This window comes from Psychrobacter aquaticus CMS 56 (genome assembly GCF_000471625.1).
GTDB lineage: Bacteria > Pseudomonadota > Gammaproteobacteria > Pseudomonadales > Moraxellaceae > Psychrobacter > Psychrobacter aquaticus.
Window position 1 is genome coordinate 10,681 of the sequence record NZ_AUSW01000010.1, and the last position, 23,643, is coordinate 34,323.

Consider the following 23,643-nt stretch of genomic DNA (forward strand, 5'->3'; position numbering starts at 1 on the left):
AGATAAGCATTCCAGTTCCGCTGACTCGTTTTATACTGAACTCACTATATTGACGATAAGATCATACTGATTGCCGTAGCCTATTAAAATAATAAACCAAATTTACTTTTCGATCGCTGTGCCTTCGTTACCGCTTGGCGTGAGCCACTTGGCAAACCAACCTGACAAATCATCCATCAATGTATAAACGACTGGAATCACTACCAAGCTCAATAACGTGGAGGTCACAAGCCCCCCTAGCACAGCCGCTGCCATCGGACGCCTAAACGTAGGATCGGCATCTCCCCACCCAAATACCAATGGCAACATGCCAGCGCCCATCGCAATAGTGGTCATAATAATAGGACGCGCCCGCTTGCGACAGGCATCAATGATTGCCTCAAAACGTGCCAAACCGCGACGCTGGGCAATCAGCGCATAATCGACCAGTAAGATAGAGTTTTTGGTCGCAATGCCCATGAGCATAATAAAACCAATCATGGAAGGCATAGATAGGCTGCTATTGGTAATGACCAAGCCGACAAAGGCACCGCCAATAGAGAGTGGTAAAGCCATCAAAATGGTAAATGGCTGTAATACACGGCCAAATAATAAAATAAGCACGCCCAAAATACAAACCACGCCAACCGACATCGCAATCACAAAGCCGCTAAATAGCTCAGCCATATTTTCTGCTTGACCTTGGTCAATCATCGTAATCGAAGGCGGTAACGTCTGCATAGCAGGTATGGCTTTGACCGCTTGTACCAAATCGCCAAGCTCGCCATTTGCAGGCTGAACCGTAATACTAATCGCACGCTCTCGATCGAGCCTTTTGATTTGAGCAGGCCCTGTACCAAAGTCTAGCGAAGCAACCTCACCCACCCGTACGCCCTGTCCTGCTGGTAAGGAACTTGGTACGTATAAGCCTTCTAATTGACTGACGTTTTGTTTGGCAACATCTGGCAGACGAATCACAATAGGAATCTGGCGCGTGTCTAGGTTGAGTTTAGATAAGCGCTGCTCATAGTCACCAACAGTCGCCACACGTAATGTCGTCGCGATGTCCTGCGTGGTTACGCCTTTATCAGCCATCGCCAGTCGGTCTGGTGTGACCGTTAACTCCTGACGCGGCAAACTACGGTCACTGGTCACTGATCCCGCACTGGGCAACGCTCGAATCTCTAACATAATTTGCTGGGCGGTCTGTTCAAGCAACTGAGAATTGGTACTGGTCATCGAAAAGTTATAACCGCTCTCACCGCCACTCGATAAACCGACCGTAAAGCGCGCACCCGGCACTTCTGCCAATAAACGACTTATCTGACGTTCAATCTCTTGCTTAGAACCACGCTCTGCTCTCGGCGCGAGCACAATATCTAAACCAGCGATATTCTCTGCCTTGCTGCCGCCACTAGAGTTTGAGTCCATCGTCGCCTGAGCTTCACCCACTGACGTAAATATATTGGTGACTTCCGGCATTGCCAAAATACGTGCACTTGCCAGCGCTGCTACTCGCTCAGTATCTTCTAATGCCACATCAGGCGTCAGCTCAATGGCCACACGTGTCTGATCAATATCATTGTCCGGAATAAAAGAAGTCGGTAGTAATTTTACGAGCGTCAGCGAGGCCACAAACAGTACTAAGGTTGCACCCATTGTGAGCCAGCGATAACGCAGCGTCCACGTGACTATTTTTAGATACCAATCCATCAGGGCACTTTGTTTTTCGACATGCTTTTTTTCTGGTCGCAAGATATACGCGGCCATCATTGGGGTAATAAGACGCGCGACCATTAATGACGCAAAAATCGATAAGGCCGCCGTCCAGCCAAACTGACGGAAAAACTGCCCAACAACACCGCCCATAAAGGCCGTGGGTAAAAAAACCGCGATCAGTGTGAAAGTCGTTGCAACCACCGCCAAACCAATTTCATCTGCCGCCTCCATCGCAGCTTCATAAGGCGTCTTACCCATGCGCAGATGGCGTATGATGTTTTCAACCTCAACGATAGCATCATCAACCAACACCCCAATTACTAATGATAAGGCGAGCAGCGAGATGATATTGAGACTAAAGCCAAATAAATACATGCCCAAAAAAGTTGGAATGACAGATAGTGGTAAAGCAACCGCCGCAACGATGGTCGCCCGAATATTACGTAAAAACAAGAAAACCACCACCACCGCTAACAGACCACCTTCAATCAGCATGCGTAATGATGCTTGATAATCTTCTGCAATGGGCGTTGCCCGATCATAGACTTTTTCGATACTGATATTGCCCGCATCTGCTGTCAGCTTGGCAAGCTCTGCATCCACCAGCTCCATTACGTCCACTTCACTGGCACCGCGCGATCGAGTAATATTAAATGCCACCACCGTTTGGTCATTCAACTTAGCAATAGAGCTTGGGTCCGCAGCGCCATCCATGATTTGCGCCATACGTCCAAGGGCTTGCGTGCTGCCTGTCGGGACAGTTACTTGTAAGTCATTGAGCTCACTAGCACGCTCAACCGCACCCAATACACGAATAGTCTGAGTGGTTTTACCCACCTCTGCTTCACCGCCTGAGCTGTCTTGCTGAATTCCTGCGATTTGATCAGATAACTGCGCAATAGAAAACTTTAAGCCACTTAGTGCAATGGGATCAGCGGCAACGGTAATCTCACGCTGAAGCCCGCCCACACGACCGACCGCACTGACACCAGGAATATCAGAAAGACGTTTGGTGACAGTGTCATCCACGAACCATGACAGGTCTTCCACGCTCATGTTTTCAGCCGCGACCGAGTAAGTCACGACTGGAAATCCTGCGGTAGAGACTTTGGTAATAATGGGGTCGTTGGCAGCAGCGGGCAGATCACCTCGCACTTCGCCGACCGCCGAACGTACATCATCGACGGCTTCTTGAATGTCTTTTTCTAGGACAAACTCCGTGACCATCGTGGCTGCCCCAGTTTGTAGCGTCGTCCTGATATGCTTGACGCCTTCAATACTGGTCAGCTTATTTTCTATCTTTTTGGCGATGTCATTTTCTAGCTGCGTTGGCGCGGCACCGGGTAAGGTCACCGTGACCACGACCGCTGGCAAGTCAATATCTGGAAACTGCTGCACCTTCATTTGCATAAAGCCGTAGATGCCACCTAACGTTAGTAGCACAAACAACAAAATGGCAACCAGTGGGTTTTTAATGGAGTAAGCAGAAACATTTAGGCTCATGAGCGCGCCTGCGTGGCTGTGCCAGTGGTTGCTGTATCCAAAGTCGCATCCGTTTGATTGGCTGCTTGGCTGGCAGTATTAACGATACGCACCACATCACCCTCGTTTAAAAAACTACCGCCCTGCTTCACAATTCGACTGTCATCGGGCAATGGCTCAGTGACCGCGACGTTATCATCCAGTCGCTCGCCAAGCGTCACTCGTTGTTGCTTAATACGGCCAACGCTCGCACCGTTTTTAGTTGTGATATTAGTTACTAGCATCACATAATCGTAGCCGTCGTTGCTCACGATAGCGCTATTGGGAACTGTTTGTGTGCTGGCACTGCCCAATAGGAACTCGCCCGTTTGAAACATACCTGCGCGTACTTTTGCGTTGGCTGCTAAGCTGGCATAAATCGTAATTTGACGATTGTTATCCGCTGTCGGCGCAATGCGGCTCACCTGCCCCAAGACAGAATCGCCATCTGGTAAACTCACGCGAACGGGCGTGCCGATATTGATGTCGCCGACTAGCTTAGGATCGATATCCGCTCGCCACTCTAAAACACCCCCTTTAATGATCGTAAATAACGGATCACCACCAGCGACCATACCAACTTCTGCCATTTTTTCACTAATGACACCACTAATTGGTGCGATAACGCTGGCATTCTCTAGCGTCAAACGCTGATTGCTTAAGCGCGCTTTAGATGCTTGCAAAGCGGCTCTGGCTCTCACCTCGGCGGTACGATAGCGATCAGCTTCTTGTTTGCTAATGGCATCAATGTCTATCAATGGCAGGACGCGTACGGCATCGGCGCTGGCATTGGCAAGCGTGGCCTCTGCTTCGGCAACGTCTGCTTCTGCTTGCAAGACTTGCTGCTCCATGGCATCGGTATCAAACACTGCCAGTACTTGACCCGCATTGACGCGATCGCCCTCTTCAACCAGTATCCGCTCAATTGCCACGCCAGTCACCTTGGCACTGACATTCGCTGTGTCTTTGGCATTGATTGTCCCATCAGCGCTCAATGTATTACCAATATCATCTTGGCGTGGCATCACCGTTTCTACCGACAGTACCGCTTGCTCGGTATTGGCAGCGCTGGTGCTCGCATTATCGCTAAGGGCACTAGTAGAGCCTGATGAATCATCTATCACTGTTTGGTCATTACCGCCCCAATACTTTCCAAGAAGTACCCCAATGATGAGTACTGCTGCTAGGACAGGCAAGAGCCATAAAGGGTACTTTGACGACGAACTATTTCCTGTATTGGATGTACGATATGGTGGCAACTTAGACTCAGGTAGCGGCTGAGCATTCAGCTTTTGCTGAGCATTGGGCTCTTGCTCATTATTAGGGTCGTGAAAGTCACTCATAATCGGTCTCTATAAATACGGATAATAATAAAAGCAGCCTTTAAACATTCACTTAAACAATTACTTAAAAACAGTCACTGGTCAGAACAGCCTATAAATTAGTGGTTAGTGCGCTATCTTTTTGCAATAAGCCCATTGCTAGATTTTTTGCAAACAATTTAAGTTGTTGTTGTAATTCTGGTTGTTCGTAAACCGACCCACCAAGCATGGCTTGTTGTAGTGACGAATCAGTAAACATACCAATAGTAAAATAAAGCAAGGTGAACAGGCACAATGGCTTAGTATGATCATCAGTGGGGGCAAGAAATGTAGACAGATAGCCTTGAAACCGTGCCAATACTTGAATGTCATGTTGAAACAAAGTCAGCATTTCTGGGTTATTTTGTACCGAGATATTCTGTGACGCTAGCTTAGCAATAGCTGGATTCTCAATCAGTAAATCTAAAGTTTTATCGATCCACTGCTCTAACGCTTGGGCGGGCTCAAGTGTGCTATCTGCAATCGCTGCTTCCGTTTGGAACACAAAAGCTAACAGCTGACGAGAATGCATTCTACATACCGCTTCATACAGCGTCCGTTTGCTTTGCCAGTGAAAGTGAATGGTGGAGATATTCTTGCCAGATGCCTGTGCAATATCTCGAGTAGTAACCGCTTTAAAGCCTTTAGTCGAAAACAGCGTTTCGGCGCATCTTAAAATTGAGGCGGCGCTACTATTAGGCTCGGCTTCGACTCGATCAAGCGCGGTTTCAAAGTCAATTTCAGATAATTTTGTCATGGATTATTATTAATCAATCAATTGATTGAGTCAAACGTTTTAATGGTTTTTCTTTTAAGAATCATAAGGCCAATAACGAATGAATTTTTTAATAAAACAACAGTGAAAATTGCTATTAAATTATGCGTTTAATAACATACTATGGGATAACAATGTCTTTAAATAAATCTATGAATATCTATTACTAACAATACCTCTACTAGGATAAGTTGATGAATTTCTCAAAGCTAATGATTCTCGGCACATTTGCTATGAGCACACTGGCTATTAGTAGCTACGCGCAAGCTAGCAGTTCTGAGGTTGAATACTGTGTGCATCCAAAGTTTCAATCTGGCGCTTATACCTCTCTAGATTGTCTGCAAGATGGTATGGCCATTGTTGAGTACGTGCCTCATTATGGCGCCATTGATGCGAATGGCGTGGAGGTAATTCCAACAAAGTACGACTTGATTCATCGTTTTTCAGAAGGGTTTGCAGTAGTCATGGATTTTGATACTAAGAAGAGCGCTTATATCAATAAGCAAAGACATTTTATTACTGAGTTTATATTCGATGACGCGAATGATTTCTCTGAAGGGCTAGCGGCAGTAAACCAAAACCCGCCTAATGGCATCTTTAATCCTGACGCTGGTGGCTGGGTATTTTTAAACTCTCAAGGTGATATACAGATTCCAATTCACTATCAAGCTGTTGCATATGAAGGTTTTGAACAAGGCTATGCTTCGGTCCAACAAAAAGGCAAATGGGGAATGATTGATCAGAAAGGCACTACCCATGTACCTTTTATTTACGAGGAAATAAGTGACTATAATAGCAACAGAGCAGTTGCCAAACTGAATGGTAAGTATGGCTATCTAGACATAGAAGGTAAGACTATTATTCCATTTACTTATGATGCTGCTGCTAGGTTTCAAGATGGCGTTGCTTTCGTTAGAAAGGCCTATAAGTATGCGCTCATTAATACCTCAGGCAAGTTACTCACGCCTTTTATATACGACGCTGCTGATCCGTTTTTTGAAGGAGTGGCAGCGGTTATGATTGTCGATAAATGGGGTTATATTCTGCCATCAGGACAGATGCTAACTGCTATGCAATACGACAAAGCAATGCCTTCTAGAGAAGGACTTATGGCAGTCAAAAAGAATGAAAAGTGGGGTTATGCAGATCATAGTGGTCAGTTGATCATCCCTTATCAATTCGATGACTCTCGTTATTTTCGTAATGGCATAGCGGAAGTAAGTATAGATGGCGAACACTTTTATATCGATCAATTGGGTCAACGACTTAACTAAGATATTAAGATGAAACACTTAAGCATTGGTATAACGACTCGCCTCTGGCATCCAGCGATGAATAAGCTGACTGACATCTGCTTTGCGCGTAGGATCTGCAATCAAATGCTTGGCCAAACGCTGAGCGATTGCAAATAATTGCTCATCACGAATGAGGTCGGCCAAGTAATAACCCACGTTACCCGTTTGACGTTTCCCCAAAAGCTCACCCGGTCCGCGCAGCTCTAAATCTTTTTGGGCAATAACAAAGCCATCGGTGCTATCACGCAAGACATTTAAGCGCTCAGTACCCGTTTCTGATAATGGCTTTTGGTACAGTAGCACACAGTAACTCTTGGTTGAGCCACGTCCGACGCGCCCGCGTAATTGATGCAGTTGCGACAGTCCCAAGCGTTCCGCATTTTCAATGACCATCAATGAGGCATTGGGCACATCGACGCCCACTTCGATGACCGTTGTGGCAATCAGCAAATCCAGATGACCTGCTTTAAACGCTTGCATGATGGCTTGTTTGTCCGCTGACTTCATTTTGCCATGTACCAGTCCAATACGAATATCCAATCGCTCATTTAAATCTTCATAAGTCGCTTCAGCCGCTTGCGCGTCCAGCACACTAGACTCCTCTACCAGTGAGCACACCCAATATGCTTGCCTACCTGCTTCGCAATTAATTGCAATGCGCTCAATCACCTCATCGCGGCGGTTGCGGTCGATGGTTACAGTAGTAATGGGCGTACGTCCGGGTGGTAGCTCATCGATAATCGAGGTATCCATATCACCATAAACACTCATCGCAAGCGTACGCGGAATCGGGGTTGCCGTCATAATTAGCTGATGCGGCGTACTATTAGCCACGCCTTTATTGGTCAATGCCATACGTTGCTCAACGCCAAACCGATGCTGCTCATCGATAATAACCAGCCCCAATTTGGCAAACTGCACCTGCTCTTGAAACAGGGCATGCGTGCCAACGACCACCTGCACGGTATTTTCGCTCACCGCCTCTAACGCTTCACGGCGCTGCTTCGCGGTTTGCTTACCCGCCAGCCAACCAACACCGATGCCCAATGGTTCAAACCAATTTTTAAAGTTAAGTAAATGCTGTTCTGCCAAGATTTCTGTCGGTGCCATGACCGCCACTTGCCAGCCACTATCAAGAGCATAGCCTGCTGCCCCTGCTGCGACCAAGGTCTTACCAGCACCCACATCGCCTTGTACCAATCGCAGCATCGGAATCGAGGTTGCCATATCCGCCGTAATGTCTTTCATGACTCGTTTTTGTGCACCTGTTAAATCAAAAGGCAAGGCCACAAACAACGCGTCAGCAAGTGGGCTTTTAATGGCGCATTTGGGCGCTTTATGCTGATGCAATTGCTGGCGACGATATAGCAAACTGAGCTGATGGGCAGTCAACTCCTCAATGATTAAACGTTGACAAGCCGCATGTGTACGCGCACTTAATTGCGTCAACAGTTTATATTGTTGACCTGCATCGGTATAAGTGGGCGGCGTATGCAGTAATACGAGTGCTTCAAATATCGTCAGGTTATAGACGTTATTATTAATCGTTCTACTAGCGACTGTATTGATATCATGACTGGCATTATAAGCAGTTGCACGGGCGTCGTTAACACTATTGCCAATAGCATTATCAGGCACACTACGCGCCAATGTGGAGAATATATCTTCTGGATACGTCTCTATGGTCACTGGTTTTTTTGGCTCGAAAGGCGCTAAAGGTAAGTCAGCAACAACAGCAAAGTCAGCCGCTGTAAAGAGTGTCATTGGCAAACCTTGGCTGCGCACGGTCTGTAATGCCAACTTAATCAATGTCCGCAGTTTATTCTGATGCAAACCTTTTACACTAGGATAAATCGGCTGCAAGCCAGTATTGGTCATAGCAGCACTATCCGTAATAATCTGATATTCAGGATGATGCAGTTGTTTACCATAACGGCTCACTTTGACCTCACCGAATAACTGTAATTGCGTGCCCAAACTCATCGTTTGCGCAAGACCTTGATAGACCTTAAAAAACCGCAAGGAGATCGTACCTGTATCATCATCTATGACGACCGTCATACCACTGCGCTTGATATCGACATGTACCACACGCCCAGTGATTAATGCAGATTGCCCATGCCCTACTTCTGCGATAGAGACTAGCCGGCTACGATCCTCGTAATCACGTGGCAAATGTAACAATAAATCAAATACTCGCTTGATATTCAATTGCGCCAATTGTTCTGCGACTTTTGATCCGACACCTGCCAGCACTGTCACTGGCATATCTAGCGCCGAGACTGGCAGCTCAGACCTAAAATGGTCTGATGAGCTCACTGAAGAATGACTGGCTGATATTGGCATCAAGGATCCTAACGATATTATTTTTAAGTTTTAGAGACATTCAGTCATTATGATTATAACTGACAATCCGATTGCTTATGCGCAGCGATTTGGTAATACTGTTTTGTATGGCGTTAAAGCCAAATAGGTCATTGTTATCATATCAATAACTGCTGTCCTTTTTCTGCATTTGGCAATCGTATAAGGTCTTTTTTATGTCTGCTCTTACGCTCCAACATCAATACCGTCATCATTTAGTATCAACACGTCTGAGTCTGCTTGCAGCATTAGGGCTGTCTATCAGTGCTTGTAGCACTTTACCCCCAGCGACGCCAACGCCTCTAGTACCTGAAATAAAGAAGCCGAGTGTCGCGTTGGTATTGGGCGGTGGCGGTGCGAAAGGCTTTGCTCATGTTGGCGTGATTAAAGCATTAGAAGAGAACGGTATTACACCAACACTCGTCGTTGGCACCAGCGTTGGTAGTTTGGTTGGCAGCTTATACGCCAGCGGCTATACACCAACACAACTTGAACAATTGGCACTGACCACGACTGACAGCGAATTGACAGATTTTGTATTATCCAATCAAGGATTTATCGAAGGCATCAAACTCAAAAACTTCATCAATACTAAAGTAGGCGGCAGAGTCATAGAAGATTTCCCAATCAGCTTTGCGGCGGTCGCCGCCGAAAAGTACACCTTAAAAAAATCAGTCTTTACCACGGGCGATGCTGGGCTTGCCGTTCAAGCATCCTGTAGCGTGCCCAATATTTTTATCGCCCCACGTATTCCTGAAAAAGTCGGCAAAAAATACATCGATGGTGGCGTGGTGAGTTTAGTAGCCGTTGATAGCGCGCGTGATTTGGGCGCTGATATTGTCATTGCTGTCGATGTGACCAGCACTAATATTAATGGCAGCTCGCCTACTACAAATAAAATGCCCACTCTAAACTCATTGAGCAGTTTTTGGGGATTTCTAGAAAATAATATCATCGCTCAGCCAAGTACCAATCGTAGCTCAGTCATGCGTTATGAACGGGATCGTGCTGATATCGTCATTATGCCTGATGTGGGTCATATCAGCTCAATAGACACCCGTCAGCGCCGCGCCCTCATCACTGCTGGCACGCAAGCCACGACCCCACAAATTGAGGCCATTAAACAATTGATTAAACAAAAATCCCAAAGTAAATACGCCACGCTCTGATTGATTAGGGCGTGTCCTCATTTTGAAAATGGTTATAAAAATGAGGACACGCCCTAGTAAACGAGGCATTTAAAAGCCTCAAAACTCTAACGAAAAAAAGCACCACAGTCATGAACCGTAGTGCTTTTCTGCTGGAATAAAGAGCGATTGAGCAAAACATCACATCAAACGCATGACTTATTTAACGCGCGCGCGATATTTGACCACGACGGTGTCATTGAGACCAAGACCTTCAAGATCCCAACGCACCGCTTTATAGTACTTTAATGGGATTTCTTGCAATTGATTATCAATTTTTCCACGTAACGGCATACGAGCAAACGTATTGCCATCCGCACTGCCGTATGGGAAATCAGGCGATACCGCTTTTAATAATTCCACTTGCTCAGGGATACTCATCGTTACCGTCATTTTACGGACTCTGTCAGCATTGGTATTAGTAAAATATCCTTGATATTCTAAAACATTACCAGTTTGCAGACGAGTGTTGGCATTGACAGGAACCAAAATTTCTTGTCCATTGGCATCAACACTAATCAATGATGCTGTAATTTTACTATTAACGGCTTGTGCATTGGAGTTGTGGCTTTGATTATTGCTTGTCTGCACAGCAACTGAACCATCCACTGCTTGCTCTGGCGTTGGCAACATCGCTGAGGCTTGCGTTACTACCATAGCACCAATGAGCGTACCAGCAACAACGTGAAATAAGCGATGTCCGCTCCAAGCACTAAATGGACTAGCAAATTGGTTATTTATTTTCATGGTCTTCATTATCCCTAGTTAATATATCGGTAAAACGCAGCTGGTAAAGCAATAGCGTTTAGCATAACAAAAAGTGTTTGTGCGTATACTAACCCCGTGTAGAGGTTGTGTATATCGCAAATAAGCTTTAAAGATTGATTAACACTACTGAAATAAAAGATAGCTCATAACGGCGTTTTTTGCTATGGTAAATCTTTAGCGATAGGCATTTTTTTGCTACGCCCCTTTTTTTATTCTAACGACTACTGCCCTTATTATGACTACTAGCGCTATGCCACAAATTAACCCTGAATACGTCCATTGGTTCCGTAACTCTGCTCCGTACATCAATACTCATCGCGGCAAAACTTTCGTGATTATGTTTGGTGGTGAGGCGGTCAATCACCCTAATTTTAGTACGCTTATTCACGATTTTGCCTTACTACATAGTTTGGGTATCAAACTCGTATTGGTACATGGGGCACGACCGCAAATTGAGCAAAATCTCAACGATACGGGTATCACCTCTCCCCTATATCAAGACATTCGCATTACCCCAAGGGTAGCTATGCCCTCCATCTTACAAGCAGTGGGGGCAATTCGCTTACAGATTGAAGCACAGCTATCGATGGGGCTTGCCAACTCACCTATGTATGGCTCGCGCATCGATGCCATCTCAGGCAATTTTGTCACCGCTCGTCCTTATGGTATTCGTGATGGTGTCGATTACCAAATGACTGGAGAAGTACGCTCTATCGACGTTGAAGCCATTAAAAACAATCTCTTGCACGACCATATCGTGATTTTGGGCTCAATGGGTTATTCAGCGACTGGCGAAGTTTTTAATTTACTGGCGGAAGATGTGGCGCTTAGCGCGGCCGTGGCACTTGGGGCTGATAAGCTCATATTTTTGGGTGAGGAAACTGGCATCAATCACAATGACCGTTTGCTACGCGAAATGATTCCAAACGAAGTCGATCGCTTTTTGCGTGATCGTGATTTGAATTGTGAGATCAATTATTTTTTGAGCTGTGCCAGTAACGCGTGTCGTCAAGGCGTTCATCGCACACATATTATTTCCTATGCCAAAGATGGTGCACTACTAGAGGAATTATTCACCCGTGATGGTTCTGGTACGCTTATTAGCCATGACCCTTACGAAGAGATTCGTCGCGCCGACATTGATGATGTGGTCGGACTGATTGAGCTATTGTCACCTTTAGAAGAACAAGGTATTTTAGTCAGCCGCTCACGCGAGCGCTTGGAGCAAGAGATTGAACACTATAGCGTCATCGAGCGGGATGGTATGATTTTAGGCTGTGCTGCCCTTTATCCTCTAGATGCCGATTCAGCGGAAGTTGCTTGCGTTGCGGTACATCCTGAGTATCGTAGCGGCAGTCGCGGTGCTGACTTGCTGGCGTTTTTGGAGCAACAAGCACGCAGTCATGGTCTGCATAAATTGTTTGTCTTAACGACGCGGACGGCACATTGGTTCGTCGAGCAAGGCTTTGCTGAAGTTGATGCCAGCGCCTTACCTGAACCTCGTCAAGAAAAGTATCACAATGGTCGTAACTCCAAAGTCTTCCAAAAAAACCTATAATTAATAGTCGAATTGGTAGCGCTTTTTCGGCTCTCACAGTCATATAGTTGACATACTTTAAAATCGCTACAGTGCTGCTAGTGTCAATTTTTTGCAGCATCGAGCTGCGAAGGCACAGCAAGCAAGAAAAATTTGCACCAGCAGCACGTGTTGTATCGATATTACTTTCCACCAACTATACAATATAAAAACACTTATCTATAAAAAAGCCTTCATAACAATTATGAAGGCTTTTTATGCTGTATAAATGCTAATAGTGCATTATTTTACTTCTAGCAGCTCAACGGTAAAGATCAAGGTGCTGTTAGGCTCGATACCTGCGTTGCCCGCTTCGCCATAAGCGATATCTGACGGGATATAGAATTCGTATTTTCCGCCCTCTTTCATCAACTGTAGACCTTCGGTCCAGCCAGCGATAACTTGGTTCAATGGGAACTCGATTGGCTCACCGCGCTCATAAGAGCTGTCGAATACTGTGCCATCAATCAATTTACCTTCGTAGTTCACTTCAACCACGTCAGTCGCTTTTGGTGATTTACCCGTACCTGCAGTGATGACTTTGTACTGTAAGCCAGAAGCGGTGGTTTTTACGCCTTCTTTTTTAGCGTTTTCTGCTAAGTATGCAGCACCTTTGGTTTTATTTTCTCCTGCCTTGGTTTCCATATCTTTAGCAAACTGCTCTTCTTGCTCTTTTTGATACGTCATCAATACTTCTTGCATTTGCTCTTGGGTCAATGCGGACTTTTTACCTTCGTAGCCATCACGAAAGCCCTGCTCAAATGTATCAAGATTCAAGTCTTGCACGGCTTCTTTATTGCCTTCTGCCATCATAAAGCCCAAGCTGTAACCCACTTTTTCAGTGGCTGGGCTTTGCTCGGTGATAGAAACGCTTTTTGCCGCTGTTTCTTGGTTGCCGTTGTTGGTACTGCAACCAGTGATTAACAACATAGCACTCACAAGTGCACTAACACTTAAAGTAGTGATTTTTTTCATAAAGTACTCTCAAATGGTAAGAATAGTGGCGAGATGTCACATGCTTCTATCATAACAAATCTTGGTTTTAGGAGCCATGTTTGGGGTGAAATTATCAGGCGAATGTACAGTCTATGTTACTATTTCCCGCCGTGATAACAAGTTATCACACAAATACAGTATCACGTTAAGCTTTCTATCTTTAAATCCATCAATACATCAGATAAGCTGAATTAGCTAAGGTGATAAGTAACCGAGTGTAAGTTTTTATCGTTGAATAGATATCTTGTTACTGAATCAACAGATTACGAGGCAGTTGATTCCGGTCAAAAAAACACTTTTGATAAGACTATATGTGATGAGACTCTATGCTCAAAATTATCATGTTGCCGTATAACTCAATTAAAAAATACTATTTATCACAACCATCTATATATTGATTTCGCTTAATAATAATCAGATTCATAATATTTTTTAGCGGCTTTTATATGATGATTAAAGGAGGATAAGATGAATCCAACGTATACATCGTTCAATGGTTATCTTGGTGGACCTATTGGTTCTATTATTGGCGCTATTTTAATTTTTATCATTGGCTGGTTAGTGGCACTCGGCATTGCCGCATTGGTACGCGGCGTATTGGCTAAAGTTAACCTAAACCAACGCATGAATTCTTCGACTGGCAAAACGTATGATCTTGAAGGTATTATCTCCAAGATTGTTTTTTGGTTTATCTTTGTCATCGCGATTTCTGGGGCTCTTAGCCAATTGAACTTGAACTCTATTTCGGCACCATTTGCGAATATGGTCAACCAAGTATTGGCGTTTATTCCTAATCTTATCGGTGCGATCGCTGTTGGTATTATTGGTTGGGTATTGGCTACTGTTGTACGTACCGCCATCAATGCCGCATTGGCTAAAACATCAATGGATGAGCGCTTAAGTGATAAAGCTGGCGTCAAACCTATGAGCAGCACGATTGCTGATATGGTTTACTGGTTTATCTTGTTGGTGGTATTGACCATGGTATTGGGTCAGTTAGAGCTTAATGGTTTATTTGCTCCATTGACCAATATGGTCGATAAAATCTTTAGCTTTATTCCTAACATTCTCATTGCAGGTGTGGTCTTCGTAGTTGGTTATATCATTGCCAAAGTCGTACGCGGCATTGTAACCAACCTTGTCTCTACCTTTAATGTACAAGAACTGGCGTCAAAAGCAGGCTTGAGTGAACAGAACAGCCTACCAAATATTGCTGGTTCATTGGCATTTTTGGTGGTTATCATTCCAACCATTATTGCTGCGTTAAATGCCCTAAGAATTGATGTTATTGCTCGTCCTGCGACCAACATGCTGAACAAAATCATGGACGCATTGCCGAACATCTTTATGGCAGTGGCTATCCTAGTAGTGACCTTTTATGTGGTACGTATGGTTGCTAACATCATCAAAGGCTTAATCGAAAACACTCAAATCAATCAACTGCCTGCCAAAGTTGGCTTACAAGAAACTATGGGCGCTCAGAAGATTTCTGACCTCGTTGGTTATGCGATTATCTTTTTTGCCATGTTGTTTGCCTCGATTGCTGCCGCTGATCTATTAGGCTTTGGCGCTATCTCAGCCATCATCGCTATGTTCATCGCTTTCGGTGCCAATATCATCCTAGGCGCGATCATTCTGTTCATCGGTTTTTGGCTGGCTAATATCATTGCTGGTGTCGTTGAGCGTTCTGAGCAAGGCTCACAATTCCTAGCAAACATCGTACGCGTACTAATCATGGGCTTAGTACTTGCCATGGGTCTAAAAGCGATGGGAATCGCTGACTCTATCGTAAACCTAGCATTTGGCCTGACCTTGGGTGCTGTCGCGGTAGCCTTTGCCCTATCATTTGGTCTAGGTGGTCAAGAAGCAGCTGCACGCTTTTTACGCAAAATGCAGGATAAAATGGACAGAGAACGCACTGAAGCGAAAGCAAAATCAGCACTCCAACCAAGTACTTCAACCCAAGAAAAATTTGCTGATTCAGTACGTGAAAATACACCAAAAAGTACGCCATCAGCTCCTAGCACATCACCTACTGACTTGCGTACCGATGTCGTAAATACACCTCATGTGAATACCAGTGATATTTCTAACGACAGCGTTAACAACACTGGTTTGAGTAATCCTGGTATCAGTAATAACAACATTGTTAGTGATGACCATTTATTGCCTGGTAACGGTTTTAACGACGACCTTAATAAATAAGCAGTAATCATTTTTTAATGTTAGATAAAAAAAAGACAGCCTAGGCTGTCTTTTTTTATGGGATTTCTTTAGGGCATGTTATTTATGGGCTTGTCGTTTAAGTTGCTGCAATTGCTTGGTTAACTGACGCTCGCGAGGGGTCATTGCATCGACTGGTTGAATCCACAAATCGATGTCGATAAAAGTATCGTCAGTCTCGTTGATAAAATCGATACCAAGTACGATGACATGATGAAGCTCAGCGATCGGTAAACGCGTGGCAACATCTTGTGCAATTTTTGCCAAATTCGGCTGAATCGCTCTTTTACCATGTTGCCCTTCTGGGTCTTGTCCATAAAAAATCAGCACATAATGTCGACCCAAGCTCTCATAAGAATGCTGATGCACCACGTAGCCTGATTGTTGTAATTTCTGTCCCTGTTTAGGATGTCGATAGAGAGTGCGAATCAATTCATGACGCGAAAACAAAGATTCATCCAGTAATTGCTGATGCCAATAAGTCAACTCTACTATTGTCTGCGCTTTGTCGTGACTGCCGCCTATTACCTTCTCTTCGAATACTTCTATCATCTGTGAGCAAAGCTGCGACCATAGTGTTGATGATTGATGCATATGCTGATGATACATGAGCGCCGTCGTGCTTTGATGCCTGTAAGCGAGCGTCATAGCGACCAGCGCTGAATTGGGCTGATCTTGAATTTTGTATTTTATCAGGGCATTGTCTATCACGATGGCAGGTGCCAATAGTGAGGTGCTATACAAAAACTGCGTGGCGAGCGCCTCTTCTGATTCAAAGCTGGGCATCTGAGTGGTGACTGAATCGTGCAGCTGCTCTAAACGATACGTCAAAAACCGCCATAGCTCGCAGGGTGTCTGTAGCATTGCCAATATGGAATGCCAATCGTGCCAGCTAAATACGTGAAGTTGCCCCGCGCTATCATTCGTATCTACAATTAAATCCTCCTTAAAATAGCGAACACCGAAATCATGTTTTAGGCGGTTTGGAGGGTTATTGTGCTGGTCATGGTAATGACATTGCTTGCTACTGTTAGTGCATTCAGTGAATTGAATAGCAACAACCAGAAGATCATGGCCAATCGCTTCGTTCTCTTTATTTTTAGATAAGTACGTTTTTCGCCATATTAGCGCCGACTTTAATGCTGTCATGCGTACTGACTCAATATCTGCTGGTTTACTATCAGGTGGCAAATGTAGTGTTAGTTCAAATAGCGATAGCTTACCTAAGGGTAATTGATAATCATATCGTCGAGCATTATAGTAGGCACCATAATTATATTCAAGAAACTGCATGTTGTTTAAAGTGATTACTACAGCATCTGACTGCAAATAGCAGCTTAACGCATTAGCAAGATAACTTCTATCAGCTATTGTCGTCGTTGGATGAGACACAGTTTTGACCCTTTATTGTTGAATGGACATGCTATAAGGTACATTGCTACTTATAAGCATAAAACTATTAAATTAAGTTAAGCTACATAAGCACTATTAGACACAGTCGCTTTCATCGCAATGAATTGTTATGATGATATCAAGACACATCAGCTTGTGTGCAGCTTTACAAATTATAGACTGCGCGCCATGACCTTTCTCAGATACATTGACCAAACTCATTGAATAGGGGCTGTATATAACTCACAAATAGGCACTGCTGATCGCTAAAACGGTTCCAGACAAGGCGCAAGTCGATGATAATGTTAATACCTTAGCAAGACTTGCAACACAGTATGGGGCAGTTTTAGCATCAGCCCCAATAATAAAGTCAGGGGACAGGACTCTTTTTTGCCGCTTCATTGATAAAAATAGACGTATAGTATGACTATACTTACTATTTTTATCTTCGAATCGCCTAAAAAATAGTCTCTGTCAGTGCCATGGTCGAATTCTATACAGCCCCTAACCATTCTATAATAACAAGGATTGAACATGATGAAGCGCTTTAAAGAAAAAACGGTTATCGTAACAGGTGCAGGTACAGGTATTGGGCGTGCAACCGCCATTCGCTTCGCTCAAGAAGGTGCTAACGTTGTTTTGGTAGGGCGTACTGCTGAAACGCTAGAAGCAACCACTCAAGAATTTCCGCAAGATAATACTTGGATTCATACTGACAACTATCTGACCATTACTTGCGATATTAGCGTACAAAGCCAAGTACAAGAAATGGTTAAAGCCGTGATAGATAAGTTTGAAAAAATTGATATTTTGGTCAACAATGCAGGTAAAGCCATCCAAGGCAAAATAACCGACTTGTCTACTGAAGACTGGAATTTAGCCATTAATATCAATTTAAATGGGAATTTTTATGTTTCGCAAGCTGCTATGCCGCATTTAATCGCCACCAAAGGTAATATCGTTAATGTCTCATCACTTTCGGGTATGGGCGGCGACTGGAATCTGGCCGCATACAATGCCGCCAAAGCTGGTGTTACCAATCTAACACGTACTCTGGCATTGGATCATGGGCCTGATGGCGTCCGGGTCAATGCCGTCAATCCAAGTGTGACTAAGACCAATATGACAAGCGCGATTCAGGACAACACGGCAAAAACCGACAAATTCTTAGCCCGTTCTGCCCTCGGTCGTCTTGCAACGCCAGAAGACATTGCAGCAGCCATTACGTTTTTGGCGAGCGATGACGCTGCTATGATTACTGGTGTTAACTTGCCAGTTGATGGCGGCGTCAGCGCTTCTAACGGCCAGCCACATTTCTAAAAAATATTGGCAAAACATTTATATAGTTGAAATACTTTACAGTCGCTACAGTATTGCTGGTGTAAATTTTTTGCAGCATCGAGCTGCGAAGACACAGTAAGCAAGAAAAATTTGCATCAGCAGTACGTGTTGTATCGATATTACTTTTCACCGACTATAGTAACGTTAAAACTTATCGATTAAAAAAGCCCCTGATGCAAAATGTCAGGGGCTTTTTATCTATAGAAACTTCATAACCAAGGATTTAATAGTACTAACTGCTACGACAACTCTTTTAGTCAGGTGAGTTGTTAATGTTCTGTAGTGGCTGCGACAAGCGCTCAGGATGTCGCGGCATCACACCCTTATACTGAGCATAGATTTTTGGTAAGTCAGCCTCGATATCGCCACTAGGATACACCAGTGACAAGAACCGCACCTCTTTGGTTTTGTAATCCATGGCGACGGGTAAAATTGGCACGCCAGCACCCAATGCCAAATAATAAAAACCTGTTTTCCAGCTTTCAGTATATTGGCGAGTCCCCTCTGGCGCTAACCCCAAAAACAGTGGCTCACCAGTTTTAAACTTATCAATACTTGCTTGCAGCACAGAGCCTTTATTTTCTCGAACAATCGGTATCACGCCCATCCAACTTAATAGCTGAGCAAATACCGGTATTTTAAATAAGGTATGCTTAGCCATAATACTGACTTTTAGATCCAGCGCAAACAAGCTTGGAATCGCATAAATCCCATCAACATTAGAAGTATGTGGCAATGCCAACACCACTGCCTGTGAAACATTGGGAATCTCGCCAACATTACGCCAGCCCATCGCTCTCAGTAACCCTGATGCAATTACTGGCGCAACCTTGCTACCTCGTCTTGGAACCAAATTACCCAGCTGCTCTTTACTAAGCTTAGGTAATATTTTGGAGCGTGTGCCTTTAGAGTTCGCAGGTTTAAATCGCTTAAAAAAACTTGATGTCATGACGGCACCATATAATAAAAGATACTTCTATAATACCATTAAGATTGTGCTACTAATTTGAATTTTATAGGCTTTTAAGGAATATTTGCTAAGTTGCCTTTATTCTCAAGCCACGATTTGCGATCAGACGCGCGTTTTTTTGCCAGTAGCATATCCATAACGCTGTTGGTCAGTATCATGTCATCCATATCTAACTGAACTAAGCGCCGTGTATCACGGTTCATGGTCGTCTCACGTAGCTGCTCGGCACTCATCTCACCCAAACCTTTGAAACGGGTAATTTGCGCTTTTTTATTACCCGGAACATTGGCTAAGATATGCTCAAGCTCAGGCTCATCTAGCGCATAATGTACGTCTTTACCCACATCTACTCGGTATAACGGCGGCATCGCTACAAATAAATGCCCAGCATCGACCAATGCAGGAAAATGCTTGACGAATAATGCACAAATCAATGTCGCAATGTGCAAGCCATCCGAGTCGGCATCCGCTAAGATACAGACTTTGTCATAGCGTAACTCAGACAAATCATCGGAGGCAGGATCGACACCGATGGCAATAGCAATATCATGAATCTCTTGGCTTGATAGCACCGTATCTGATGACACTTCCCATGTGTTTAGTATCTTACCGCGCAGAGGTAATATCGCCTGATAATGACGATCCCTTGCTTGTTTGGCACTACCACCTGCAGAATCTCCCTCTACCAAAAACAGCTCAGCGCCATCACGCAGATCACCGCGACAATCTGCCAATTTACCCGGCAGTGCAGGCCCTTGAGTGATTTTTTTACGAGCGACTTTTTTGGCCGACTTAAGGCGACGACCCGCTTTATTAATTGCCAGTTCCGCAATTTGCGTCCCCATATCAGCATGTTGGTTTAACCACAAACTGAAGGCATCTTTTGCCAAGCTCTGTACTGCCCCTGCCGCTTCACGACTTGATAAACGCTCTTTGGTTTGGCCAGAAAACTGCGGCTCAGAAAACTTAAGCGACAAGATATAATTGACCCCGTCCCAGACGTCTTCTGCCGTCAGTTTCACACTGCGGGGTAGCAAATTGTGAATATCACAAAACTCACGTAGCGCCTCTAAAATACCGGTGCGCAGACCATTAACATGCGTACCGCCTTGAGCGGTTGGGATCAGGTTGACATAGCTTTCTTGAATCGGTGTACCGCCTTCAGGCAACCAAGACAATGCAAAGGTGATACCTGCACGCGCGCCATTTTTTGCCTCATGATTATAATAAAATGGCGCTTGCGGCAACGTCTCAAGACCATCTAACTGCTCGTTTAAGTACTCAACCACGCCATCGGTAAACTGCCAAACAACCTTTTCATCGTTAATATCATCGGTGAATTCAATTGTCAGTCCAGCTGCCAAAACTGCTTTTGCTTTTAAATTATGCTTGAGTTGCTTCACATTGAACTTGGGCGTATCAAAAAAGCTGCCATCCGCCCAAAACTGCACTCTAGTACCACGTTTGCGCTTATTTGAGCTGACGGTTTCAGTCAAAGGTGTCACTGGCGCGCCATTTTCAAACGCCATATCAAACTGGGTGCTATCACGCCATACCGTTACTTCAACGCGCGTGGATAACGCATTAACGACAGAAATACCTACGCCATGTAGACCGCCTGATACCTCATAATTAGAGGTCGAAAACTTGCCGCCTGCATGTAAGCGAGTTAAAATCAGCTCAATACCTGACTGGTTAAACTCAGGATGAATATCAGTTGGCATACCGCGTCCATCATCTTCGACAGACAACGAACCATCACTATGGAGCTGAACTTTTATGGTTTTGGCATAACCCGCCAACGCTTCATCGACTGAGTTGTCAATGACCTCCTGCGCCAAATGATTGGGACGAGTGGTATCGGTATACATACCGGGGCGACGACGAACTGGCTCTAGTCCTTCTAAAACTTCTAACGATTGCGCATTATATTGACTCACAAATGCATCCTTAACTGTTCATGTGCGATTAATTCTATTAAACCATTATAACGAAAAATAGCGACGTTGACGGTAATAGTCAGTCGCTTGCGTCATATAATGTCGTCTATTTACTTTTTACTTAATCTTAGCCTAATTGCCGTAATAGCTTGAGCACCATCGGTAATTGTTCTTCAAAGTCACTAAATCTATGGTCACCTCCAGCTTGTACCGTGACCATTGCGCCCTGCCCTTGATAAAAGGCTTTAGCAAGCTCAGGATTTAACAACTCATCGCCTTCTTTGATGAGTACCGCGACTTTGTCTGGATGATTCACGACTGATAGCTGATAATTAGCAAACCATTGCAAATCGGCATTGGTAATATCCCAGCCACCTGCGGTCGAATGTAGGACATAATCATTGGACAATATATCTTTGTCACCACTGGATAATTTAGCTTCATTGGTAAATCGCTGTAGCGTGATATGTGGCTGGGTACTCGGATTTAATAATAGCGCAGGGCAACCACTATGATTGCTGATTAAGGTAGAAAAATACCCACCTAACGAGCTGCCTATTAATACGGTGTTGGTAGACTCAAACTGCGTGCCTTCAATATTCCTGTTTTTATTATCGACGTTTTCTATCAGTGACAGTATGTGATTAAAGACTTGGTCAGGTGATTGATTTAGATCAGGGCGAAGGACTTTAATATCAGGATGATGACGCTGACAGTATTTTTCTAACAACATACCTTTGGTAGAATTGGCATCACTGTCTAGTCCATGAATATAAATAAGATTCACGTGTCATCTCGCTTATTAATTTTATTATGATTGTTTGATGTCGCTTATTAAAGCCGAGCATAGCACCAGTTTATCAAAAATAGTAACAATAATATGGCACACTATTATTCAGTATTTGCGACATAATAGGACTATTACCCTAGTTTTGCGCCAACCAAAGGAATGACCGTAGTAGCGATGGAGCCGCCATGAATCCACAGTTTGAGCTATTTGACATAGACAACCCTTGTATCGGTGTCTGTCAAAGCAATAAAAAAGGTTATTGTTTTGGTTGCCTGCGCAGTCGTCCTGAGCGCCAGTTTTGGCATGAGATGACGACAGAGCAGCGCCGAGAGGTATTACGGCTTATCGTAGGACGTAAACAGCGTATCGAGCAAATGAAACAGCGTAAAAGCCAGCAATTAGGATTTGATTTTGAGGAAGATGTTGAGATTGGTGAGTTGTTTTGATGTTTATAATAACTTCAAGTAACAAGTTTTCTAATGAAACTCTTTATTATGATTTTATATTCCACACGCTAAGTATTCGGTTTTTTGGTTCTGAATTTAAATAAGGGGTATCTATACCTAGGGCACCAGCAATTAATTTTGTGTTAAAAGACCTAAACTCAAGGCTGTAATTTTCGTCTGGGTATGCGTAACCAATTGGATGCCCGCCATATTTTGCTTCATGCACTAGCTCATTTCTATGAGTACTAAGTTTGCTTTTCCCTTCTTCGCCTAGTTCTGCCCATGGCGGTAATTTTAAATTGTACTTCTTAGCAAGCTCTACTGGACGACCTGCATGATTGCTAGCTTTTGCTCCTGAAAGCCTATATAACCCATCAAGGACCTTATACTGTGAATCAAATCTTTCCCAATCAAATTCAGAGTTTTGACCTATTAAATACCAATGAATACAAGCAAACATCTGATTTCTTTTTTCTTCATCTGATTTAATATAAAATTTGTTTATGCGTTCCATTCCATTTATATAATCACTGTCATTTAATAACAGACCGTTTAAACTGGTTGGTTTATACGCTGTACGACCTAAACATGAGTACCCTTCTGGAGTAAGATATAGACCCTGTAGAAATCCCTAACCTAATATAAGAAATCTTAAATGATTATCAGAGTAGCTTTCAGTTGATGTTATTTGATGCGTAGAACTCATTTGAAAGAATGATTGGTGGACTATTAGAGCATTAGATGTGAAGTACTTCTTTTCAGAAGATTATTTTACAAGTTCTATTTGCGGTCCATAGAACCAACCGTTACTAACACTTATTGAATTTTTGAAGTCCTTTAAGATAGAATCGAAATCTATAACAGGGGCTACTTTAAATCCATCACACTCGAAAGCCTTATCATCGATAAGAAAACCAAATTTCATGTTAAACCCATTCTAGTATCATTTTCTTAGACCAACCAACATCTTAACATAACTTAAAGGCCAAACTGAATAACG

The 23,643-nt window shown here is 43.9% G+C and carries 17 protein-coding genes; 6 read left to right on the forward strand and 11 right to left on the reverse strand.

Features of this window, described 5'->3' with window-relative positions; genetic code table 11:
- Positions 1-102: 102 nt before the first annotated feature.
- The 3 genes from M917_RS01195 to M917_RS01205 form a co-directional block, all read right to left on the reverse strand.
- Entirely contained in the window at positions 103-3,201 is a 3,099-nt protein-coding gene (locus tag M917_RS01195; RefSeq protein ID WP_021812915.1) for an efflux RND transporter permease subunit, read from the reverse strand.
- Positions 3,198-4,562, reverse strand: coding sequence for an efflux RND transporter periplasmic adaptor subunit (locus M917_RS01200; RefSeq protein ID WP_021812916.1), 1,365 nt, complete (start codon positions 4,560-4,562; stop codon positions 3,198-3,200). The genes M917_RS01195 and M917_RS01200 overlap by 4 nt, the downstream gene beginning before the upstream one ends.
- Before the next feature lie 91 nt (positions 4,563-4,653).
- Entirely contained in the window at positions 4,654-5,337 is a 684-nt protein-coding gene (locus M917_RS01205) for a TetR/AcrR family transcriptional regulator (RefSeq protein WP_021812917.1), read from the reverse strand.
- 212 nt (positions 5,338-5,549) lie between these two features.
- Between M917_RS01205 and M917_RS01210 the strand changes: the two genes are divergently transcribed.
- Positions 5,550-6,629 (forward strand): WG repeat-containing protein, encoded by a 1,080-nt coding sequence (locus tag M917_RS01210; RefSeq protein ID WP_021812918.1) that lies wholly within the window; start codon positions 5,550-5,552, stop codon positions 6,627-6,629.
- An 18-nt stretch (positions 6,630-6,647) separates the two neighbouring features.
- Here M917_RS01210 and recG read toward each other — a convergent pair whose 3' ends face one another.
- A complete protein-coding gene (gene recG, locus M917_RS01215; RefSeq protein ID WP_021812919.1) occupies positions 6,648-8,996 on the reverse strand; it encodes an ATP-dependent DNA helicase RecG in 2,349 nt (782 codons plus the stop codon).
- A gap of 194 nt (positions 8,997-9,190) precedes the next feature.
- Between recG and M917_RS01220 the strand changes: the two genes are divergently transcribed.
- Entirely contained in the window at positions 9,191-10,183 is a 993-nt protein-coding gene (locus tag M917_RS01220) for a patatin-like phospholipase family protein (RefSeq protein ID WP_021812920.1), read from the forward strand.
- A 177-nt stretch (positions 10,184-10,360) separates the two neighbouring features.
- Here M917_RS01220 and M917_RS01225 read toward each other — a convergent pair whose 3' ends face one another.
- Complete coding sequence (locus tag M917_RS01225) at positions 10,361-10,948, reverse strand: hypothetical protein (protein WP_021812921.1); 588 nt, start codon at positions 10,946-10,948, stop codon at positions 10,361-10,363.
- A 256-nt stretch (positions 10,949-11,204) separates the two neighbouring features.
- On the opposite strand from M917_RS01225, the gene argA reads away from it, so the two are divergent.
- Positions 11,205-12,527 (forward strand): amino-acid N-acetyltransferase, encoded by a 1,323-nt coding sequence (gene argA / locus M917_RS01230; protein ID WP_040641576.1) that lies wholly within the window; start codon positions 11,205-11,207, stop codon positions 12,525-12,527.
- A 261-nt stretch (positions 12,528-12,788) separates the two neighbouring features.
- Here argA and M917_RS01235 read toward each other — a convergent pair whose 3' ends face one another.
- On the reverse strand, positions 12,789-13,520 hold the full coding sequence (locus tag M917_RS01235; protein ID WP_040641578.1) for an FKBP-type peptidyl-prolyl cis-trans isomerase: 732 nt from the start codon (positions 13,518-13,520) through the stop codon (positions 12,789-12,791).
- Between the two features lie 489 nt (positions 13,521-14,009).
- Between M917_RS01235 and M917_RS01240 the strand changes: the two genes are divergently transcribed.
- Positions 14,010-15,746 carry a mechanosensitive ion channel gene (locus tag M917_RS01240; RefSeq protein WP_021812924.1) on the forward strand — a complete coding sequence of 579 codons (1,737 nt, stop codon included), beginning with the start codon at positions 14,010-14,012 and terminating at the stop codon, positions 15,744-15,746.
- 78 nt (positions 15,747-15,824) lie between these two features.
- Here the strand turns inward: M917_RS01240 and M917_RS01245 are convergent, their stop codons facing one another.
- Positions 15,825-17,156, reverse strand: coding sequence for a hypothetical protein (locus M917_RS01245; protein WP_227500799.1), 1,332 nt, complete (start codon positions 17,154-17,156; stop codon positions 15,825-15,827).
- A 534-nt stretch (positions 17,157-17,690) separates the two neighbouring features.
- On the opposite strand from M917_RS01245, the gene M917_RS01250 reads away from it, so the two are divergent.
- Positions 17,691-18,476, forward strand: a complete 786-nt coding sequence (locus tag M917_RS01250; protein ID WP_021812926.1) for an SDR family NAD(P)-dependent oxidoreductase — start codon at positions 17,691-17,693, stop codon at positions 18,474-18,476.
- Between the two features lie 274 nt (positions 18,477-18,750).
- On the opposite strand, the gene M917_RS01255 is transcribed toward M917_RS01250, so the two are convergent.
- The 3 genes from M917_RS01255 to M917_RS01265 all read right to left on the reverse strand — a co-directional run bounded on the left by M917_RS01255 (position 18,751) and on the right by M917_RS01265 (position 22,194).
- On the reverse strand, positions 18,751-19,446 hold the full coding sequence (locus M917_RS01255; protein WP_021812927.1) for a lysophospholipid acyltransferase family protein: 696 nt from the start codon (positions 19,444-19,446) through the stop codon (positions 18,751-18,753).
- 74 nt (positions 19,447-19,520) lie between these two features.
- On the reverse strand, positions 19,521-21,407 hold the full coding sequence (gene parE / locus M917_RS01260) for a DNA topoisomerase IV subunit B (protein WP_021812928.1): 1,887 nt from the start codon (positions 21,405-21,407) through the stop codon (positions 19,521-19,523).
- A gap of 127 nt (positions 21,408-21,534) precedes the next feature.
- A complete protein-coding gene (locus M917_RS01265; RefSeq protein WP_021812929.1) occupies positions 21,535-22,194 on the reverse strand; it encodes a YqiA/YcfP family alpha/beta fold hydrolase in 660 nt (219 codons plus the stop codon).
- A gap of 188 nt (positions 22,195-22,382) precedes the next feature.
- Between M917_RS01265 and M917_RS01270 the strand changes: the two genes are divergently transcribed.
- Complete coding sequence (locus M917_RS01270) at positions 22,383-22,643, forward strand: DUF1289 domain-containing protein (protein WP_021812930.1); 261 nt, start codon at positions 22,383-22,385, stop codon at positions 22,641-22,643.
- Between the two features lie 46 nt (positions 22,644-22,689).
- Here M917_RS01270 and M917_RS01275 read toward each other — a convergent pair whose 3' ends face one another.
- The gene (locus M917_RS01275; protein WP_040641579.1) at positions 22,690-23,157 is read right to left on the reverse strand and encodes a hypothetical protein; all 468 of its coding nucleotides are present in this window, start codon (positions 23,155-23,157) and stop codon (positions 22,690-22,692) included.
- Between the last annotated feature and the right edge of the window lie 486 nt (positions 23,158-23,643).